The sequence below is a fragment of the Streptomyces sp. JH34 genome (genome assembly GCF_029428875.1).
In the GTDB taxonomy this organism is placed as follows: Bacteria; Actinomycetota; Actinomycetes; order Streptomycetales; family Streptomycetaceae; genus Streptomyces.
In genome coordinates this window covers 1741561-1760975 of sequence record NZ_JAJSOO010000001.1, presented here as the reverse complement: position 1 = coordinate 1760975, position 19415 = coordinate 1741561, and the positions used below count along the sequence as shown (strand labels likewise).

Below are 19415 nucleotides of genomic sequence, written 5' to 3'. Positions count from 1 at the left end.
GAGGTTCGGACATGCGCATTCCAGCGCATTCGGTATGCACGGCAATCCGTGACGACATCGTCTCCGGTGTCTTCGAGCGGGGCAGCCGCCTCACCGAAGAGGTGCTCGCGCGTCGGTACGGCGTCTCCCGCGTCCCCGTGCGCGAGGCGCTGCGCACCCTGGAGTCCGAGGGGTTCGTCGTCACCCGGCGGCACGCCGGTGCGTGTGTCGCCGAGCCCACGGAGCAGGAGGCCGCGGACCTCCTGGAGATCCGCATGTTCCTGGAGCCCCTCGGCGCCGCACGAGCCGCGCAGCGCCGCACCGAGGCGCATCTCAAGGTGCTCCGTGGCCTGGTCAGGCTGGGGCAGGAGCGCGTTCGCAGGGGTGAGGGGGAGGATCTGCGTTCGCTGGGCGGCTGGTTCCACGAGACGCTGGCGCAGGCATCGGGCAGCCCCGCGCTGATCGCCCTGCTGACCCAGCTCCGGCACAAGATCGCCTGGATGTACGCCGTCGAGCAGCCTGTCCGCCCCGCCGATTCGTGGGCCGAGCACGGCGCCCTCGTCGACGCCGTGGCGCGTCGCGATGCCGAGCGGGCCAGGACGCTCGCCGCCCAGCACGCCGAGCGGGCCACCTCCGCCCACCGACTGCGGCGCGCGGACCGCCCGGCCCGGGTGAGGACTTCGCAACACCCCGTAAACATCGCGGGAGTCCGCCATTAACAATTGCGCCGTATACAAAGAGGGTAATTATCGAAGGGCTTTCTTTTTGCTGCCCTGATTCAAGTTTTCCGAGTCCTGCCCGATCCGGTGCGCGTCGGATCGTAAATCAAAGAAAGCCGCGGATCCCCTGGGGGGTGCCGCGGCTTTCCGTAGAAATCATTCCGGCTCGGGGCGGCCGGGATCAGACGGTCTCCGGAAGCTCCTCGAGCCCCTCGGCGACCAGCTTCGCCAGGCGGTCCAGGGCGACCTCGGCGTCGTCCGCCTCGGACGCGAGGACGATCTCCTCGCCACCCTGGGCGCCCAGGCCGAGCACCGCGAGCATCGACGCGGCGTTGACCGGGTTGCCGTCGGCCTTGGAGATCGTCACGGGGACGCCGGAGGCCGTGGCGGCACGGACGAAGATGGAAGCGGGGCGGGCGTGCAGGCCCTCGGCCCAACCGACGTTGACGCGGCGCTCAGCCATGGTTCTGCCCTTCACGTAACGATGAGTTGTCTAGACCAGTCTCTCATGCGGTGCGGACTGCTGTGCCGGGCACCGCGAGCCGGTCGTCCGACGCCCACCGGCTCCCACAGCGTGCCCCTGCCACCGCCCCGCCGCGACCGGTGTCCCGGGCCGTAGGCTTTGCACATGGAGTCCACTCCCGAGCAGAGTCCGCATCACGCGTACCCCGATCACTGGGAGGCGGACGTGGTGCTCCGCGACGGCGGCACCGCGCGCATCAGGCCCATCACCACGGACGACGCCGAGCGGCTGGTCAGCTTCTACGAGCAGGTGTCCGACGAGTCGAAGTACTACCGCTTCTTCGCCCCGTATCCACGTCTCTCCGCCCGGGACGTGCACCGCTTCACCCATCACGACTACGTCGACCGGGTGGGACTGGCCGTCACGATCGGCGGCGAGTTCATCGCCACCGTCCGCTTCGACCGGATCGACGACCGGGGCAGGCCCGCCTCCGCCCCCGCGGACGAGGCGGAGGTCGCCTTCCTCGTACAGGACGCCCACCAGGGCCGCGGCGTGGCGTCGGCCCTCCTCGAACACATCGCCGCGGTTGCCAGGGAGCGGGGCATCCGCAGGTTCGCCGCCGAGGTGCTGCCCGCCAACAACAAGATGATCAAGGTGTTCCGGGACGCCGGGTTCACCCAGCAGCGCAGCTTCGAGGACGGGTCCGTCCACCTCACCCTCGACCTGGAACCCACGGCCGAGTCGCTCGCCGTCCAGCGGGCCCGCGAACAGCGTGCCGAAGCGCGTTCGGTCCAGCGCCTGCTGGCCCCCGGGTCCGTCGCGGTCATCGGCGTCGGCCGAGCGCCCGGTGGCGTCGGCCGGACCGTGCTGCGCAATCTCCTCGGCTCCGGCTTCACCGGACGCGCCTACGCGGTGAACACGTCGTTCGCCGAGGGCCTCACCGAGGTCGAGGGTGTGCCCGCCCACCGCTCCGTGGGCGGGATAGGGGAGCAGGTCGATCTCGCGGTCGTCGCCGTCCCTGCTGACCGGGTCCCCGAGGTCGTCGCCGACTGCGGGGAACACGGGGTCCAGGGACTCGTCGTCCTCTCCGCCGGATACGCCGAGCGCGGCACGGAAGGGCGGGAGCGCCAGCGGGAACTGGTCCGGCAGGCACGCTCGTACGGCATGCGCATCATCGGCCCGAACGCCTTCGGCATCATCAACACCTCCGACGCGGTCCGCCTGAACGCCTCCCTCGCCCCCGAGTCGCCCGAGCCCGGGCGCATCGGCCTCTTCACCCAGTCCGGCGCCATCGGGATCGCCCTCCTGTCCGGTCTCCACCGCAGGGGCGCCGGGCTGTCCGCCTTCATCTCCGCGGGCAACCGGGCAGACGTGTCAGGCAACGACTTCCTGCAGTACTGGTACGAGGACCAGGGCACCGACGTCGCCCTGCTGTACCTCGAATCACTCGGTAATCCCCGCAAGTTCACCCGGCTCGCCCGGCGGACAGCGGCCGTGAAGCCCGTGGTCGTGGTGAAGGGGGCCCGGCACAGCGGGACCAATCCGCCGGGCCACGCCGTACCGGTGAGCCGCATCCCCGACGCCACGGTCTCCGCGCTGATGCGCCAGGCGGGCGTGATCCGCGTCGACACCGTGACGGAGATGGTCGACGTCGGTCTGCTCCTCGCCGGCCAGCCACTGCCGGACGGTCCGCGCGTGGCGATCCTGGGCAACTCGGAGTCGCTCGGCCTCCTCACCTACGACGCCTGCCTGGCGGAAGGTCTGCGTCCGCGCCCGCCCCGCGACCTCACCACGGAGGCGAGCCCGCAGGACTTCCGGCGCGCGCTGGCCGAGGCGCTCGCCGACCGGACGTGTGATGCCGTGGTCGTGACGGCGATCCCCTGGGTCGGCGAGAACGGCGAAGCGCTGACCGGAGAGGGCGAGGTCCTGGCGGCCGCGCTGCGCGAGGCGGCGGCCACCGGTCCCGCGAAGCCGGTGGCGGTGGTGCACGTGGAGATGGGCGGCCTGGCCCAGGCCCTCGCCGCCGCCACGAGCACGGCCGGCCGAGCGGCCACCCGGCCCGGGCCGCGGCCGACCGCTCCGGACCCGCGGGCTCGGACCTCCACCCCGGCCGGGGCCACGACGCCGGCCGGGCCCGCAGGGGGAGCGGGTACCACCGACGGAGCGGCCCCCACCGGCGGAACCGGGTCCTCCGCGGGGCGGATCCCCGCCTACCCGGCCGCCGAGCGGGCCGTCCGCGCGCTCGCCGAAGTGGTGAAGTACGCCCAGTGGCGGCGCCACGCGGCGGCCCCCGGCAAGGTGCCCGAGTTCCTGGACGAGACCATCGACGAGCACGGCACCGCGGGGCTCATCGAGACGCTCCTCGGCCCGGACCCCGACCCCCGTGGCCGTCCGCTCACCCACGACGAGGCACGGGAACTGCTCGCCCGCTACGGAGTGACGGTACGGCCGGCGCTCCCCGCACCCGATCCCGAGGCGGCCGTCGCAGCCGCCGCGAAGCTCGGCTGTCCGGTGGCCCTCAAGACCACCGCACCCCATCTGCGGCATCGCGCCGACCTCGGCGGTGTCCGGCTCGACCTCGTCGACGAGAACGCCCTGCGCCGGGCGTACGACGAGCTGACCGAGCTGCTCGGCACGCCCGCCGAACTCCGGCCCGTCGTCCAGGCCATGGCCCCCAGGGGCGTCGACACCGTCGTCAGGGCGTCCATCGACGCGGCCGCCGGTGCCGTCCTCTCCTTCGGCCTCGCCGGCGCGCCCTCCGAGCTGCTGGGTGACACGGCCCACCGCCTGGTACCCGTCACCGACCGTGACGCCGCCGAGCTGATCCGTTCCATCAGAGCGGCTCCGGTGCTGTTCGGCTGGCGCGGCGCCGCTCCGGCGGACACCGCGGCACTGGAAGAACTGCTCCTGCGGGTGTCCCGGCTGGTCGACGACCACCCCGAGGTGGTCTCGGTCGCCCTGGAACCCGTCGTCGTGGCCACGCAGGGCCTGACGGTCCTCGGGGCGAGCGTCCGGCTGGCCCCGCCGCCGGCCCGCAGCGATCTGGGCCCCCGCCGGCTCCCCAGCTACTGACCGCGAGCGCGGGCCCGCGCGGTACTCCGTCCACGGACCCGTGCACGGAGTCCCCGGCAGCCACCGGCCCCCCGTAGGATGGTCCGCATGGCAAAGACCGGTACGACGACCCAGGGGCTGCGCGCGGCGATCGAGCGCAGCGGCTACTACCCGGCCCTCGTGGCCGAGGCGGTGGAGGCCGCCGTCGGCGGGGAGCCGGTCGCTTCGTACCTGGTGCACCAGGAGACCACCTTCGACTCCAACGAGGTCCGCCGCCACGTCACGGTCCTCGTCCTGACGGACACCCGCTTCATCGTGAGCCACACCGACGAGCAGGCAGCCGACACGAGTTCCCCCACGCCGTACGCCACGACGTCCACCGAGTCGGTCAAGCTGGACCGGATCTCGTCCGTCGTGGTCAGCCGCGTGGTCGCCAACCCCGAGAAGTACGTGCCCGGCACGCTGCCCCGCGAGGTCGTCCTGACCATCGGCTGGGGTGCCGTCTCCCGCATCGACCTCGAGCCCGCGGCCTGCGGCGACCCCAACTGCGAGGCCGACCACGGCTACACCGGCAGTTCCACCGCCGACGACCTGAGCCTCCGCGTCAGCGAGGCGGGGGACGGTCCGGACACGGTGCGCCAGACCCTCGCCTTCGCCCAGTCCCTCTCCGAGGCCACGGCCGCGACAGCGCCGACCGCCCGCTGATGGTCCAGCCCGCCTGGCAGGACCCCGTCCTGCTCGCACCCGAGGCCGCGCCCGCACCCGAGTACGGCACCGGCTCCCTCGCGGACCTGCTGCCGACCCTCGTCGCGGGGCAGGGCGTACCCGGCTTCGAGGCGGCGATCCCGGAGCTCGCCCCCGCCGACCGGAACTGCGTCTTCCTGATCGACGGGCTCGGCTGGGAGCAGATCAAGGCCCACCCGGACGAGGCGCCCTTCCTGCACGCGCTGCTCCCCACCTCCCGGGGCGGCACGGGCCGGCCGATCACCTCGGGCTTCCCGTCGACCACGGCGACCTCGCTCGCCTCGGTCGGTACGGGCCTGGCCCCGGGCGAGCACGGGCTCCCCGGCTACACGGCGCGCAACCCGGAGACGGGCGCGCTCATGAACCAGCTCCGCTGGAAGCCGTGGACCGCGCTCAAGGCCTGGCAGCCGTACCCGACCGTCTTCCAGCTGGCCGACGCCGCCGGGGTACGCACGGCACAGGTATCCGCCCCCGGCTTCGAGCAGACCCCCCTGACCAAGGTCGCGCTCAGTGGCGGCTCCTTCCTCGGCCGGCTCACCGGCGAGGACCGGATGGACCTCGCCGCGGAGCGGCTCGCCGCCGGCGACCGGTCGCTCGTCTACACCTACTACAGCGAGGTCGACGGCCAGGGCCACCGCTACGGCGTCGACTCCGACGCCTGGCGGGGCCAGCTGATGTACGTCGACGGGCTCGCCCGGCGCCTCGCCGAGCAACTGCCGCCCCGTTCGGCGCTGTACATCACCGCCGACCACGGCATGATCGACATCCCGTTCGACGAGGAGTCCCGTATCGACTTCGACGAGGACTGGGAGCTGAGCGCCGGAGTCGCCCTGCTGGGCGGCGAAGGGCGCGCCCGCCACGTGTACGCGGTCCCCGGTGCCCAGGCGGACGTGCTGACCGTGTGGCGCGAGGTGCTCGGCGAGCAGTTCTGGGTGGCGAGCCGAGACGAGGCCATCGCGGCGGGCTGGTTCGGCCCGAGGATCGACGAGCGGGTGTACGGCAGGATCGGCGACGTGGTGGCGGCCGCCCACGACGACGTGGTGATCACCGCTTCCGTCAACGAGCCCCACGAGTCCGCGATGGTGGGCATGCACGGTTCGCTGACGCCCGTGGAACAGCTGGTCCCGCTCCTCGAAGTACGCTCGTAGCCGACGTTCTCGTCGCCCGCCACTTCCCCCACCTCCGAAAGGCGCTTCCCCTCTCATGCCCGAGCTCGTGTTCTTCTCCGGAACGATGGATTGCGGAAAGAGCACGCTGGCTCTCCAGATCGGCCACAACCGGTCGGCGCGCGGTCTGCAAGGTGTGATCTTCACGCGGGACGACCGGGCGGGGGAGGGGAAGCTGTCGTCGCGGCTCGGTCTGGTGACGGAGGCGGTCGAGGCCGCCCCGGGGATGGACCTGTACGGCTACCTCGTGAACCGGATGTCGCAGGGCGACAAGGTCGACCACGTGATCGTGGACGAGGCCCAGTTCCTCGCCCCCGAGCAGATAGACCAACTGGCCCGTGTCGTCGACGAACTCGGCCTCGACGTCTTCGCCTTCGGCATCACCACGGACTTCCGCACCAAGCTCTTCCCCGGCTCGCAGCGTCTGATCGAGCTGGCCGACCGCCTGGAGACGCTCCAGGTCGAGGCGATGTGCTGGTGCGGCGCCCGTGCCACGCACAACGCCCGGACGGTGGGCGGGGTCATGGTGGTCGAGGGGGAGCAGGTCGTGGTCGGTGACGTGGACCGGCCGGCCGCGGACATCGGCTACGAGGTCCTCTGCCGCCGCCACCACCGCCGCCGCATGACGAGCGCCGCATCCCACGCGGGCGCGCTGTCACCGGACGTGCTGCCGGTCAACCACGGCTGACCGCGGCCCCGGAGGGTGACCGGCGCCCTCGGGCGCACGCCGGGCTGGTGGCCGCAGGCCAGGGGCCTCGGAGCAACGCCCTTGTGTCTGAAGCCGGTTGGCGCCGTCACACGTACGCGGCCACCGGTGCCCGCGGTCGTCACACGTACGCCGCCACCGGTACCCGCGGGCCGGCGCCGCTCAACTCCCCGGTGGGCGCACGATCGTGAAGACGGCGCCCTCCGGGTCCGCCACCGTGGCCAGCCGGCCGCTGGTGGCCTCTCGCGGCGGCTGGAGGACGTGTCCGCCCAGCTCCACCACGCGTGCCGCCGCCTCGTCGGTGTCGGCGACCTGGAAGTAGGTCATCCAGTGCGGGCCCCGGTCGCGCGGCAGGCCGTGTCCCACACCGTGCAGGGCGGCCACGGGACGGCCCTGGAGGTGGAGCGTCTGGTAGTCGAAGTCGGCCGAGACCACCGCCTCGATCTCGAATCCGAACACCGCCTGGTAGAACTTGGCGACCGACGCGGTCTCCCGGGTCACCAACTCGTTCCACACCGGGGTGCCCGGTGTGCCGGCGAGGGCAGTGCCGAGGTGCTCGGCGGCCTGCCAGGCCCCGAAGACGGCGCCGCCGGGATCGGACGCCAGAAGCAGGCGTCCGGCGTCCCCGGCGTCGAGAGGGCCGACGGCCACCGTCCCGCCGCAGGAGCGGATCGCCTCCGCCGTCGCGTCCGCGTCCTCCGTGGCCAGATAGGTCGTCCAGGCGATCGGGAGGTGCCGGCCGGGCGGGAGCTGCCCGATGCCCGCGACCTCCTTGCCGTCGAGGAGCGCCCGGACGTACGGCCCCAGCTGTTCGGGGCCCGGCCGGAACTCCCAGCCGAACAGCCGGCTGTAGAAATCCTGGGTCGCGGTCAGGCCGTGCACGATCAGACTCACCCAGCACGGTGCTCCGGGCGTGCGCCGGGTGGCAGCCTCGGTCATCTTCTTCCCTCTCCTCGTACCATCGGGGTCGCCGTACGGGGGGACGGGGCCTGAACGGCGTCCAGCGGTACGGATACGGGTGCGTACGCTCCGTGCAGATGCTCGCACCACTGGGGCGCCGAGGCACCCCGGCCGCGCCGCGTTTTCCGGCTTCCGCTCACGCCGAGGACCGATTTGATGTGATACGACCGTATTGGTGCGGCGGCATCAGGGGCGGCCTCTGGGCGAAGATGGCAGCCATGAAGCCCATCATCACCGAATCCGAATACCTGAGCGAGTCGGCGGGGCCGCGCCCGCCGGTGCTCCTGGACGTCCGCTGGCAGCTCGGCGGGCCGAACGGCCGCGCCGACTACGAGGCCGGTCACATCCCCGGTGCGGTGTACGTCGATCTCGACTCCGAGCTCGCCCGCCCGGCCGGCACCGGCGGTCGGCACCCCCTGCCGGACCCGGAGGACTTCGGAGCCGTCATGCGGCGGGCCGGCGTCGGACGCAGGACCCCCGTGGTCGTCCACGACGGCGGCCAGGGCTGGGCGGCCGCCCGCGCGTGGTGGCTGCTGCGCTGGACCGGGCATCTCGACGTCCGGGTGCTGGACGGCGGCCTCTCCGCGTGGACGGGTGCGCTCTCCACCGACATCCCGAAGCCCGAAGAGGGCGACTTCGAGCCGCAGCCGGGCGCGATGGGCCTCCTGGATGCGGACGGCGCCGCGGAGCTCGCCCGCTCCGGACTGCTGCTCGACGCCCGGGCCGCCGAGCGGTACCGGGGGGACGTGGAGCCAGTCGACCGCGTCGGCGGCCACATCCCGGGAGCGGTGTCCGCCCCGACCACGCAGAACGTCGACGAGGGCGGGTACTTCCTGCCCGCAGGCTCGCTCGCCTCCCGCTTCACGGCACTGGGCGCCGACGGCACCACGGAGGTCGGCGTCTACTGCGGCTCCGGCGTCTCGGGTGCCCACGAGGTGCTGGCGCTGGAGCTCGCCGGACACCGGGCCGCCCTCTACGCGGGGTCCTGGTCGGAATGGTCCTCCGACGAGTCCCGGCCCGTGGCCACGGGTCCGGAGCCCGCCTGACCCGGCCGGCACCGGAACGGAGCGAGGGCCCGTACGCCGTGGCGTACGGGCCCTCCTCGTGACGCGGGCCACCGGGCCCGCTCTCAGTCCTGCTTCTTCCGGCGGGTGCCGAAGACGATCTCGTCCCAGCTCGGGACCGCCGCCCGGCGGCCCGGCCGTACGCCGTCGGCCTCGGCCTGGCGGTCCGTCGTCCCCGTCAGCCGGTCACGGTGGCCCGCCACGGCGCGAGGCATCAGCACATCGGCGTACGCGGAACCCGCACCGGCCGCCGCGGCCGGGGGCTCGTCCGCCTCCGGTTCCTGGTGCGGCGCGGGCTCGAGCGCGGGCGGCTCCGGCTGCGAGGGCCGCTCCGGGACGACCATGTCGCCGCGGAAGCTCGGCACCGCCTCCAGGAGGCTGGTCAGCGAGTCCCGCTCGCCGGCGGACACACCGCTCACCCGGTCCTCCGGCTCCGGGGGAGCGGGACGCTCGAGCTGACGGTCCAGGGAGCGGTCCAACGGCCGGTCGCGCGGCAGCCGCGCGATCCGGGGCACGAACGGGAAGCTCGGCTCCGGGGCGGCGACGTCGTCGCTCTCGCCGATCAGCGAGCGCGCCTCCTCGTCCACGGCCTGGACCAGGCGCCGCGGCGGGTCGTACGTCCAGCTCGCGGAGTGCGGTTCGCCCGCGACGCGGTAGACCAGGAGGACCTCCCAGGTGCCGTCGTCGCGGCGCCAGGAGTCCCACTGGACGGTCTCCCTGTCGGCGCCACGCAGCAGCAGGCGCTCCTGCACCGCCTCGCCGAGCTGGGGTCCGGTGTTCTCGCCGGGACGGCGCACGGGAGTCTTCCGGGCACGCTCGGCCATGAACGCGCGCTCCGCGAGCACCGGGCCCTCGAAGCGGCGCACCCGGTCGACCGGGATGCCGGCGAACTGGGCGACCTCCTCGGCGGAGGCACCGGCACGTATACGCGCCTGGATGTCGCGGGGGCGGAGATGGCTCTCCACCTCGATCTCGATCTGGCCGAGCCGGGCGCGGTCGTTGCGCACGGCGGCACGCAGCCGTTCGTCGATCGGAAGCGTGTACTCCGTGCTGTCCGCAGCCTTGAGCACCAGTCGTGTGCCGTCGTTCGAGACGGCCACGACACGCAGTTCGGGCATGGGAACCTCCCGGGTGGTGCCTGCCGACGTCACGTGCGTCGCTGCTTCCGCTAGTCGAGTGTGACCTGCCCGGGTTCAGCCTGCCACAACCTTGCCAAGTTGCCCGGCGTGTCGGGCCTTGGCCCTGGAACGCCACGATGGCACGGTTACCTGGTTACGACGCGGAGCGACCGGTTGGCCGCTCCATGTAGCAGGCGCCCGTGCGATGCCGCGGCGCCGCCGGTTCGGGGGCCTCCTTCGGCCCCCTCCCGTGGTCCCGGACACCCGTGTGGGAGTCCGGCCCCAGGGCTCGTCACAGTACTCCATTCGGGCCACGTGGGTGGACCGGCGCGCCGCCGAAGTTCTCACCGGGCACGGGAGTTGGCTTACCCCGTTGTTCGCGGTATGCCCCCGATGCGTGTGGTGCTTCACAAAACCTCCAGAATCGGAACTATCTGATCCGCTCACATGTCCCTTCTGGTGCAAGGTGGCGTAGGTGTCGAGCAGGGGCAGGTCATGGTGCATAAGCCGCAGAGTGATGCGGAACACAAGGAAAGGCGCATAGATCTGAGTCTGCCCCAGGTCGCGGGCAGTGCTGTCGCGGCGGTGGCGGCGGCGGTGATGGCCTCGCAGCTCGGTGTGTACGGGACGATCGTCGGCGCGGGCGTGATGAGCGTGGTGGCCACCTGCGGCGGTTCCGTCTTCCAGCACTTCTTCCGTCGCACGGGGGAACAGATCCGCGAGGTCACCGTCCAGGTGAAGCACCCGGCGGGCCGACAGGTGACCGTGCGCACCAGGGAGACGCTGTCCGCGCCCCCGCGACAGGAGGACGATGCCACCCGGGTGCTGGGCACGGTGGGGCGATACGGCGACGCGGGCGGCGCGGACCGCACGACGGTGCTGCGCGCGGTGGAGCCCGGAGCGGACCGCACGACGGTGCTGCGGCGGTTCCGGCCCGGCGGGGCGGGCTCCGGCGACGGGCGTCCGGGAGAACCACGCCCCGGCGACGCTTCCACGGACGACACCTGGTCCGACGCCCGCACGCACGGCACCCGCGTCCGCGGCTGGAAGCGATCGGCCCTCGCGGCGACCGGGGTCTTCGTCCTGTCGATGGCCGGCATCACCGTGTACGAAATGGTCTCCGGCCACGATCTGGGGGGCGGCGGGCGGACGACCATCGGCTCCGTCGTCGGTGGCGAGCGCAACGGGGGCACGACTTCGCCCTCGCCCGCGTCCTCGGACGGCACGGGCCAGGAGGGCGGTCCGGACCGCGGCGACGACGGGTCCGTGCCGGAAGGCGGGAGCATGACTGCGCCCGGCACCGACCAGGGCGGAGGCGGGAGCGCGCGGCCCGACCCCTCCGGCGGCGACGGACCGGCCGACGATCCCGCCCCCACGCCTTCGGCCTCCGGTGACGCATCGGCACCGGCGACCGCCACCCCGACCACGCCGGGGGCGGACGGCACCACCCCTGCCACGCCGGATCCGACCGGCGCCGACGAGGTCCCGGACCAGCAGGGCGGGGCCGGGACGGACGCGGTCCGGTGATCCGGTCCTGTCCGCCGCCCCGGGCTCACCTCCCGAGCACGCGCCGCAGGTAGTCGTTGGCGAACAGCCGGTCCGGGTCGAGCCGGTCGCGCAGGGCGGTGAACTCGCCGAACCCGGGGTAGGCCCCGGCCAGGTAGCCGGAGTCCCGGGTGTGGATCTTGCCCCAGTGCGGGCGGCCGTCGTAGCCCGTCATGATCCGTTCGACGGCCGTGAAGTACGCCTGGTGCGGCGTGCCCCGGTACAGGTGCACCGCGATGTAGGCACTGTCGCGACCCGAGGCGGTGGAGAGCGTCATGTCGTCCGCGGGCGCCGTGCGGACCTCCACGGGGAAGCTGACGCGCAGCGGCGAGCGCTCCACCATGGCCTTGAGTTCACGCAGGGCGTCGACCGCCGCCTCGCGCGGCAGGGCGTACTCCATCTCGACGAAGCGCACCCGCCTCGGGCTGGTGAAGACCTTGTACGGGATGTCGGTGTACGTCCGGGCCGACAGGGCGCGGCTGGAGACCCTGGCTATGGAGGGGATGGCGGCGGGGACCGCCCGGCCCACCGAACAGGCGACCTGGAAGACACCGTTGGAGAGGAGCTCGTCCTCGATCCAGCCGGCGACGCGCCCGGGCGGAGCGGCGGGGCCGGCGCTGCGGTTGTTGCGCTTGGTGTTGCAGTTACCGGTGTGCGGGAACCAGTAGAACTCGAAGTGCTCGTTCTCCGCGACCAGCTGATCGAATTCGGACGTGACCCGGTCGAAGGGCATCGGCTCCTCGCGGGCCGTCAGGAAGAAGACGGGTTCCACGGCGAACGTCACCGCGGTGATCACGCCCAGCGCCCCGAGCCCGATGCGGGCCGCCGCGAAGACGTCCGGGCGGTCGTCGGCCGAGCAGCGCAGGACCGTGCCGTCGGCGGTGACCAGCTCCAGCGCGCGGATCTGCGCGGAGACCGACGCCGAGTCGCGGCCGGTGCCGTGGGTGCCCGTGGACGTCGCACCGGCGACGGTCTGCTCCATGATGTCGCCCATGTTGGTGAGGGAGAGCCCCTCACGGGCGAGCGCGGTGTTGAGGCGCTTCAGCGGTGTCCCGGCCTCGACCGTCACGGTCATCGCCTCGCGGTCGACGGCGCGGATGCCGGTGAGCAGGTCCGGGCGTACGAGGACCCCGTCGGTGGCGGCGGCCGCTGTGAAGGAGTGACCGGTGCCGACGGGCTTGACCGTCAGCCCGTCCTCGGAGGCCCTGCGGAGCACCTCGGCGAGCTCGTCGACGGAGGCGGGGGACTCCACGCGGGCGGGCCGGGCGGTGACGTTGCCCGCCCAGTTACGCCACGTGTTCGCCGTCCGTGCGTAGGTGTCGGTCATCTTCCCCGCGCCCTCCCGTAGGCGCCGGCTCCGCGAGCCGGCGGTACCCCAGGAGCGCCACCGCGGCCGCGAGCGCTCCCGCCACGGCGGGCACCGCGTACCCCGACTCGGCCCCGGAGGCGTCGACCACCCAGCCTGCGGCGGACGAGCCGAGCGCCACTCCGACGGCGAGTCCGGTACTGGTCCAGGTCATGCCCTCGGTCAGCTGGGTGCGCGGTACGTGCTGCTCGACGAGGGCCATGGTGGTGACCATCGTGGGTGCGATGGCGAGGCCCGCGACGAAGAGCGCCACGGCCAGGAACGGCAGGCTCCCGGCCAGTTGGAGGGGGATCATACTCACGGCCATCGCGCAGACCCCCACCAGCCACCTGGTGGACGGCTTCCCCTGGAGGTGGAGCAGGCCGAAGACCGCTCCGGCGAGGCAGGAGCCCAGGGCGTAGACAGCGAGGACGAGGCTGGCCGCCGCCTTGTGACCGCGCTCCTCGGCGAAGGCCACCGTCACCACGTCCACCGCGCCGAAGATCGCCCCGGTGGCGACGAAGGTCAGCACCAGCACCTGGAGGCCCGGCGAGCGGAGCGCCGAGCCGCCGGTGTGCTGCTCCTTCGGGTGCGGCCTGGGTTCCGTGGCGCGCTGCGCGGTCAGCCAGAACACGCCCGCCACCAGGAACCCGCCGGCCAGCAGGGGCCCCGCCTCGGGGAACCAGGCGGTGGACAGGCCGATGGAGACGATGGGGCCGAAGATGAAGCACACCTCGTCGACGATCGACTCCCAGGAGTACGCGGCGTGCAGCTGCCGCCCGGACCCCCGGTAGATCTCGGCCCAGCGGGCCCTGACCATCGACCCCACGCTCGGGACGCACCCGGCGCCCGCGGCGAAGACGAACAGCGTCCAGTCCGGGAACCGCTGTTGCGCGCAGACCAGAAGCCCGGCGACCGAGGCGGCCGCGAACAGGGTGACCGGGCGCAGGACGCGGCGCTGTCCGTAGCGGTCGACCAGCCGGGAGACCTGCGGTCCCATGACCGCCGCCGCCATGGCGAGCGTCGCGGAGAGCGCGCCGGCCAGCCCGTAGCGGCCGGTGAGCTGGGAGACCATCGTCACCACGCCGATCCCCATCATGGAGAGCGGCATCCTGCCGAGGAGTCCGGCCGCCGAGAAGGCCCGGGTTCCGGGTGCGGCGAAGATGGCGCGGTAGGGGCTGGGCAAGGGGTAGCTCCGGTGAAGCCTGTCAGGTGTGCGGATGGCTGACACAGCTTACGGGTGGCCGGTGACACGGGGCACCGGCCGATGGCGGTCGCCGCGCTGTCGGCGGCGGGTGGCAGGATCGGGTACATGTCCGATCTGCGCGATCCCGCTCCGTACGACGCCCTCCTCCTGCTGTCCTTCGGAGGTCCCGAAGGCCCTGACGACGTGGTCCCGTTCCTCGCGAACGTGACGCGGGGCCGGGGCATCCCCGAAGAACGGCTCAAGGAGGTCGGCAAGCACTACTTCCTCTTCGGCGGCGTGAGCCCGATCAACGCCCAGAACCGCGCGCTCCTGGAGGCGCTGCGCGAGGACTTCGCGGACCACGGCCTCGAACTGCCCGTGTACTGGGGCAACCGCAACTGGGCTCCGTACCTCACCGACACCCTCCGCGAGATGATCACGGACGGCCACCGCAGGATCGCCGTGCTCGCCACCAGCGCCTACGCCTCGTACTCCGGCTGCCGCCAGTACCGCGAGAACCTGGCGGAGTCGCTGTCCGCGCTGGAGTCGGAGGGACTGCCGGTGCCCCGGGTGGACAAGCTGCGGCACTACTTCAACCACCCGGGCTTCGTGCGCCCCATGGTGGACGGCGTCCTCGCGTCGCTGGCCGACCTTCCCGAGGACGTCAGGGCGGGGGCGCACCTCGCGTTCACCACGCACTCCATCCCGACCGCCGCGGCCGACGCCTCCGGACCGGACGGGACGCACGGCGACGGCGGCTCCTACGTGGCCGAACACCTCGACGTCGCCCGGCTGATCACCGAGGCGGTGCGCGAGGAGACCGGTGTCGACCACCCCTGGCAGCTCGTCTACCAGTCGCGCAGCGGCGCCCCGCACATCCCGTGGCTGGAGCCGGACATCTGCGACCACCTGGAGGCACTCCACGGCGACGGTGTCCCGGCGGTCGTCATGGCCCCCATCGGCTTCGTGTCGGACCACATGGAGGTGCTGTACGACCTCGACACGGAGGCGACCGCGAAGGCCGCCGAGATCGGACTCCCGGTGCGTCGCTCCGCGACGGTGGGGGCGGACCCCCGGTTCGCCGCCGCCGTCCGGGAACTCCTCCTGGAGCGCGCCGCCGCCGAACAGGGCCGCCCCGTCACGCCGTGCGCCCTGGGCACGCTGGGTCCCTCCCACGACGTCTGCCCGGTCGGCTGCTGCCCCGCCAGGGCCCCCAAGCCGGCGGCCGCCGGCGCCGACAGCCCGTTCTAGCCGCCCGCCTTCCCGCCGCCCGGGCGCGGACAAGCCCGTCCCGGGACACCACCTCTGGAGTGTCGTGACCGACCCCCTCCTGTCCGAACTGCTCGACCTCGCCCTGGAGGCGGCCCGCAGGGCCGGTGCGCTGCTGCGCGACGGCCGCCCCGCCGACCTCGGGGTGGCCGCGACGAAGTCCAGCCCCATCGACGTCGTCACCGAGATGGACATCCGGGCGGAGAAGCTGATCACCGGCTACCTCTCCGAGCACCGCCCCGCCGACGGCTTCCTCGGCGAGGAGGGCGCCAGCGCCGAGGGCAGCAGCGGGATCAGGTGGGTCATCGACCCGCTCGACGGCACCGTGAACTACCTCTACGGCCTCCCGACCTGGTCCGTCTCCATCGCCGCCGAGCGCGACGGCGAGCGGGTCGTCGGCGTGGTCGAGGCCCCGATGCGCCGCGAGACGTTCCACGCGGTCATCGGCCGCGGCGCCTACGGGAACGGCGACGCGCTGCGCTGCCGCCCCACAGCCCCCCTCGACCAGGCCCTGGTGTCGACCGGCTTCAACTACGTCACCGAGGTCCGCACCCACCAGGCCGCCGTGGCCCAGCAGATGATCCCCCGGCTGCGGGACATCCGGCGCGGGGGATCCGCGGCCATCGAGCTCTGCGACGTCGCGGCGGGCCGCCTCGACGGTTACTACGAGCGCGGGCTGCACCCCTGGGACGTGGCGGCCGGCGACCTGATCGCCCGGGAGGCGGGTGCGCTCACCGGAGGCCGGCCCGGTCTTCCCGCGGACGGCGACCTCACCGTCGCGGCGACCCCGGGGGTCTTCGAGCCGCTGCAGGCGCTCCTCGAGGAACTGGGGGCCTGGCACGACTGACCGGACACCTCCCTGACCTTGTCGAGACGCCCTGGGAGGGCGCCGGCAGGCGCCGGCACACGAGGAGGGCCCCGGACAGCCATGACGGCTGTCCGGGGCCCTCTCGTAGCGGCTCAGACGCTTGTGGCGCCGATTTCCACGCCGTGCTCGGCGGCGAGGCGGTGCAGGTCGTCGAGCTCTCCCTGCTCGACGTCCGCGAGGAAGTCGTCGCCCGTCTCGCGAGCCTTCGTGAGGTCGGACTCGGTGGTCTTGATTCGTTGCAGCAGACCTGCGGTGAAAGCGTCCATGAAGCGCCCCCTCGTCGTGGGTCGGTGGCACGGGGGTGTGCCCGGTGGTCCCCCGGCCGGGCCGGGGTGCGGGTGATCACGCAGTCCCTCTGGATGCAGGACGGGCTGTGGTACGCCACATACATGGCGTGATCGCGGGTGTGAGAGCGTCCTCCCCGCCGTGAACCTCTGAGAAACCTCAACTTGCCCGGAAATCCGATCAATTCCCTGGAGCGGCGGCCCGGCCCGCGTCGTCTTACCGCCGGTTTATGCGCGTTACAGGCAGGATGGACGCGCACAGTCGGTGCCGCTGACGTGCAGCGAGCGGCCGGATCGAGGGCCGCTCGCCGTTTTTCGGGATCTAGGGAAGGACTGCGCCGTGCGCGTACTCGTCGTCGAGGACGAGCAGCTGCTCGCCGATGCGGTGGCCACCGGACTGCGCCGGGAGGCCATGGCCGTCGACGTCGTCTACGACGGAGCGGCGGCGCTCGAACGCGTCGGGGTCAACGACTACGACGTCGTCGTGCTGGACCGCGACCTCCCGCTGGTGCACGGCGACGACGTCTGCCGCAAGATCGTCGAGCTCGGCATGCCCACCCGGGTGCTCATGCTCACCGCCTCCGGTGACGTCAGCGACCGGGTCGAGGGACTGGAGCTCGGCGCGGACGACTACCTGCCCAAACCCTTCGCCTTCAGCGAGCTGACCGCACGGGTGCGCGCCCTGGGGCGCCGCACCACGGTCGCACTGCCCCCCGTGCTCGAGCGGGCCGGCATCAAGCTCGACCCCAACCGCCGGGAGGTCTTCCGCGACGAGCAGGAGATCCAGCTCGCCCCGAAGGAGTTCGCGGTGCTGGAGGTCCTGATGCGCAGCGAGGGCGCGGTCGTCTCGGCGGAACAACTGCTGGAGAAGGCCTGGGACGAGAACACCGACCCCTTCACCAACGTGGTGCGGGTGACCGTCATGACCTTGCGCCGCAAGCTGGGCGAGCCCCCCGTCATCGTCACCGTCCCCGGCTCCGGATACCGGATCTGAGGACGTGATGGCAGCCTCCCCGGCGCCCATGAAGGCACCACCGAAACCCACCTGGGAACCCAAGGCGCAGGAGTCCCCGTACCCCTGGCTGCGCCCGACCATCCGGATACGGCTCACGCTGCTGTACGGCGGCATGTTCCTGATCGCGGGCATCCTGCTGCTGTCGATCATCTACATGCTGGCGGCGCAGGCGCTGCACGACGCCGGTGGGCTCGATGTCCAGGTCAAGGGCACGAGCGTCCAGATCTCCAGCGACATGTGCCCGCAGCTGAGCTCCGCTCTGAACAACACCCAGCTCAACGAGATGCTCAAGGACTGCACCGCCGCGCAGCGGCAGCACGCGCTCGACAGCCTGCTGAACAGGGCGCTCCTCGCCCTCGTGGGTCTCAGCATCATCGCCTTCGCCTTCGGCTACGCCATGGCCGGACGCGTGCTGTCCCCCCTGGGCCGGATCACCCGTACCGCCCGCAGGGTGGCCGGCACGGACCTCACCCGGCGCATCGAGCTGGACGGTCCGGACGACGAGCTGAAGGAGCTCGCGGACACCTTCGACGAGATGCTCGACCGGCTGGAGCGGGCCTTCACGGCCCAGCAGCGGTTCGTCGGCAACGCCTCGCACGAGCTGCGCACGCCCCTCGCGATCAACCGCACCCTGCTGGAGGTCCATCTCTCCGACCCCGAGGCCCCGCCGGAGCTCCACCAGCTGGGCAAGACGCTCCTGGCGACGAACGAGCGCAGCGAGCAACTCGTGGAGGGCCTGCTCCTGCTGGCCCGCAGCGACAACCAGATCGTGGAGCGGAAGCCCGTGGACCTCGCCGAGGTCGCGGACCGCGCCATCGACCAGGCCAGGTCGGAGGCGGCCGGCAAGGGCGTGCGGATCGTGGGGGAGCGCGCTCCCGCGGTCGTCCAGGGCAACGGAGTCCTCCTGGAGCGGATCGCGCTCAACCTCGTGCAGAACGCCGTGCGCTACAACGTGGCGCAGGAGGGCTGGGTGGAGGTCACCACCGAGTTCCAGCACGGGCAGGCGCTCCTGGTGGTGTCGAACACCGGGCCCGTGGTTCCGGCGTACGAGATCGACAACCTCTTCGAGCCGTTCACCAGGCTGCGGACGGAGCGCACCGGCAGCGACAAGGGCGTGGGACTCGGCCTGTCGATCGCGCGATCCGTCGCGCGGGCGCACGGAGGCCGTATCATCGCGGAGCCTCGTGAGGGCGGTGGTCTCGTGATGCGCGTCACCCTGCCCGTCTGAGAGGCTTCACGGTGTGAGGCCGCATCGGATCGCTCTGTTCGCTTTGGGCGGAATTTTCGAACCCCGTTTCCGTTCTGTCCCTGTGTGATCGATCACAGAAGCGGTTTTCGGTCTCTCTACTCTCCGTGATCACATCGCCGCCCGAAAGCCTGGAAACGTCCGGGTTTCCGGGGGGTGATATCACGGGAAGTACACGGGGTGGCGCCCGTGAACTGCAGCAATCGGACCGTGTACGGTCCCCATCGCCACCCAAGCTGATCGCTCACGAGGGATCCGGTTGGGTGTCGATTGAGTAACAGACCTTGATGTGAGGCAAAATCTCCGCCTCAGGTCGGGCACAAGTCCGGCCTCTCACGCGTTACGTGCGCTGAGACACCGCAGACACCCATGAGGGGGAGAGCGACATGGCAACGGATTACGACACCCCACGCAAGACCGACGACGACGTCGATCAGGACAGCCTCGAGGAGCTCAAGGCTCGTCGGAGCGACAAGACGGCATCCGCCGTCGACGTGGACGAGTTCGACGCGGCTGAAGGACTGGAGCTGCCCGGCGCGGACCTGTCCAACGAAGAGCTCGCCGTGCGGGTCCTGCCCAAGCAGGCCGACGAGTTCACCTGCATGAGCTGTTTTCTCGTGCACCACCGCAGCCAGCTGGCGCGCGAGAAGAACGGCCAGCCCATCTGCCGCGACTGCGACTGAGGTA

At 72.2% G+C, this 19415-nt stretch carries 18 protein-coding genes; 12 read left to right on the top strand and 6 right to left on the bottom strand.

Translation table 11 applies throughout. The features are described 5' to 3' along the window. Positions 1 to 11 precede the first annotated feature (11 nt). Entirely contained in the window at positions 12 to 698 is a 687-nt protein-coding gene (locus LWJ43_RS07605) for a GntR family transcriptional regulator (RefSeq protein ID WP_277331535.1), read from the top strand. Positions 699 to 879: 181 nt separating this feature from the next. On the opposite strand, the gene LWJ43_RS07600 is transcribed toward LWJ43_RS07605, so the two are convergent. Beyond that, on the bottom strand, positions 880 to 1161 hold the full coding sequence (locus tag LWJ43_RS07600; RefSeq protein ID WP_277331534.1) for an HPr family phosphocarrier protein: 282 nt from the start codon (positions 1159 to 1161) through the stop codon (positions 880 to 882). Positions 1162 to 1326: 165 nt separating this feature from the next. On the opposite strand from LWJ43_RS07600, the gene LWJ43_RS07595 reads away from it, so the two are divergent. From LWJ43_RS07595 to LWJ43_RS07580, 4 genes are all read left to right on the top strand, one after another. After that, the gene (locus tag LWJ43_RS07595) at positions 1327 to 4233 is read left to right on the top strand and encodes a bifunctional acetate--CoA ligase family protein/GNAT family N-acetyltransferase (protein WP_277331533.1); all 2907 of its coding nucleotides are present in this window, start codon (positions 1327 to 1329) and stop codon (positions 4231 to 4233) included. An 87-nt stretch (positions 4234 to 4320) separates the two neighbouring features. Next, positions 4321 to 4917, top strand: coding sequence for a DUF5998 family protein (locus tag LWJ43_RS07590; protein ID WP_147959848.1), 597 nt, complete (start codon positions 4321 to 4323; stop codon positions 4915 to 4917). Beyond that, a complete protein-coding gene (locus LWJ43_RS07585) occupies positions 4917 to 6104 on the top strand; it encodes an alkaline phosphatase family protein (protein WP_277331532.1) in 1188 nt (395 codons plus the stop codon). Before LWJ43_RS07590 ends, LWJ43_RS07585 begins: the two co-directional genes overlap by 1 nt. A gap of 55 nt (positions 6105 to 6159) precedes the next feature. Next, a complete protein-coding gene (locus LWJ43_RS07580) occupies positions 6160 to 6810 on the top strand; it encodes a thymidine kinase (protein ID WP_277331531.1) in 651 nt (216 codons plus the stop codon). Positions 6811 to 6990: 180 nt separating this feature from the next. Here LWJ43_RS07580 and LWJ43_RS07575 read toward each other — a convergent pair whose 3' ends face one another. Continuing rightward, entirely contained in the window at positions 6991 to 7767 is a 777-nt protein-coding gene (locus LWJ43_RS07575; RefSeq protein ID WP_277331530.1) for a VOC family protein, read from the bottom strand. A 239-nt stretch (positions 7768 to 8006) separates the two neighbouring features. On the opposite strand from LWJ43_RS07575, the gene LWJ43_RS07570 reads away from it, so the two are divergent. Continuing rightward, complete coding sequence (locus LWJ43_RS07570) at positions 8007 to 8834, top strand: sulfurtransferase (protein ID WP_277331529.1); 828 nt, start codon at positions 8007 to 8009, stop codon at positions 8832 to 8834. 83 nt (positions 8835 to 8917) lie between these two features. On the opposite strand, the gene sepH is transcribed toward LWJ43_RS07570, so the two are convergent. After that, the gene (gene sepH, locus LWJ43_RS07565; protein ID WP_277331528.1) at positions 8918 to 9970 is read right to left on the bottom strand and encodes a septation protein SepH; all 1053 of its coding nucleotides are present in this window, start codon (positions 9968 to 9970) and stop codon (positions 8918 to 8920) included. A gap of 495 nt (positions 9971 to 10465) precedes the next feature. Here sepH and LWJ43_RS07560 point away from each other — a divergent pair, with 495 nt between their 5' ends. Beyond that, positions 10466 to 11497 (top strand): hypothetical protein, encoded by a 1032-nt coding sequence (locus LWJ43_RS07560; RefSeq protein ID WP_277331527.1) that lies wholly within the window; start codon positions 10466 to 10468, stop codon positions 11495 to 11497. Between the two features lie 25 nt (positions 11498 to 11522). Here LWJ43_RS07560 and LWJ43_RS07555 read toward each other — a convergent pair whose 3' ends face one another. Both LWJ43_RS07555 and LWJ43_RS07550 read right to left on the bottom strand, forming a co-directional pair. Then, the gene (locus LWJ43_RS07555; protein ID WP_277331526.1) at positions 11523 to 12842 is read right to left on the bottom strand and encodes a D-arabinono-1,4-lactone oxidase; all 1320 of its coding nucleotides are present in this window, start codon (positions 12840 to 12842) and stop codon (positions 11523 to 11525) included. Continuing rightward, positions 12802 to 14046, bottom strand: coding sequence for an MFS transporter (locus LWJ43_RS07550; protein ID WP_277331525.1), 1245 nt, complete (start codon positions 14044 to 14046; stop codon positions 12802 to 12804). Before LWJ43_RS07550 ends, LWJ43_RS07555 begins: the two co-directional genes overlap by 41 nt. A 126-nt stretch (positions 14047 to 14172) precedes the next feature. Here LWJ43_RS07550 and LWJ43_RS07545 point away from each other — a divergent pair, with 126 nt between their 5' ends. Both LWJ43_RS07545 and LWJ43_RS07540 read left to right on the top strand, forming a co-directional pair. Further along, positions 14173 to 15297: a ferrochelatase gene (locus LWJ43_RS07545; protein ID WP_277331524.1), complete on the top strand. Its 1125-nt coding sequence runs from the start codon at positions 14173 to 14175 to the stop codon at positions 15295 to 15297. Positions 15298 to 15361: 64 nt separating this feature from the next. Further along, positions 15362 to 16162 (top strand): inositol monophosphatase family protein, encoded by an 801-nt coding sequence (locus tag LWJ43_RS07540; protein WP_277331523.1) that lies wholly within the window; start codon positions 15362 to 15364, stop codon positions 16160 to 16162. Between the two features lie 113 nt (positions 16163 to 16275). Here the strand turns inward: LWJ43_RS07540 and LWJ43_RS07535 are convergent, their stop codons facing one another. After that, positions 16276 to 16449 (bottom strand): hypothetical protein, encoded by a 174-nt coding sequence (locus LWJ43_RS07535; protein ID WP_176740391.1) that lies wholly within the window; start codon positions 16447 to 16449, stop codon positions 16276 to 16278. A 358-nt stretch (positions 16450 to 16807) separates the two neighbouring features. Between LWJ43_RS07535 and LWJ43_RS07530 the strand changes: the two genes are divergently transcribed. From LWJ43_RS07530 to LWJ43_RS07520, 3 genes are all read left to right on the top strand, one after another. Further along, entirely contained in the window at positions 16808 to 17461 is a 654-nt protein-coding gene (locus LWJ43_RS07530; protein ID WP_014153613.1) for a response regulator transcription factor, read from the top strand. Between the two features lie 7 nt (positions 17462 to 17468). Then, positions 17469 to 18710, top strand: a complete 1242-nt coding sequence (locus LWJ43_RS07525; RefSeq protein ID WP_277331522.1) for a sensor histidine kinase — start codon at positions 17469 to 17471, stop codon at positions 18708 to 18710. 404 nt (positions 18711 to 19114) lie between these two features. Continuing rightward, positions 19115 to 19411 (top strand): DUF4193 domain-containing protein, encoded by a 297-nt coding sequence (locus LWJ43_RS07520; RefSeq protein WP_003965732.1) that lies wholly within the window; start codon positions 19115 to 19117, stop codon positions 19409 to 19411. The last annotated feature ends 4 nt before the right edge of the window (positions 19412 to 19415 follow it).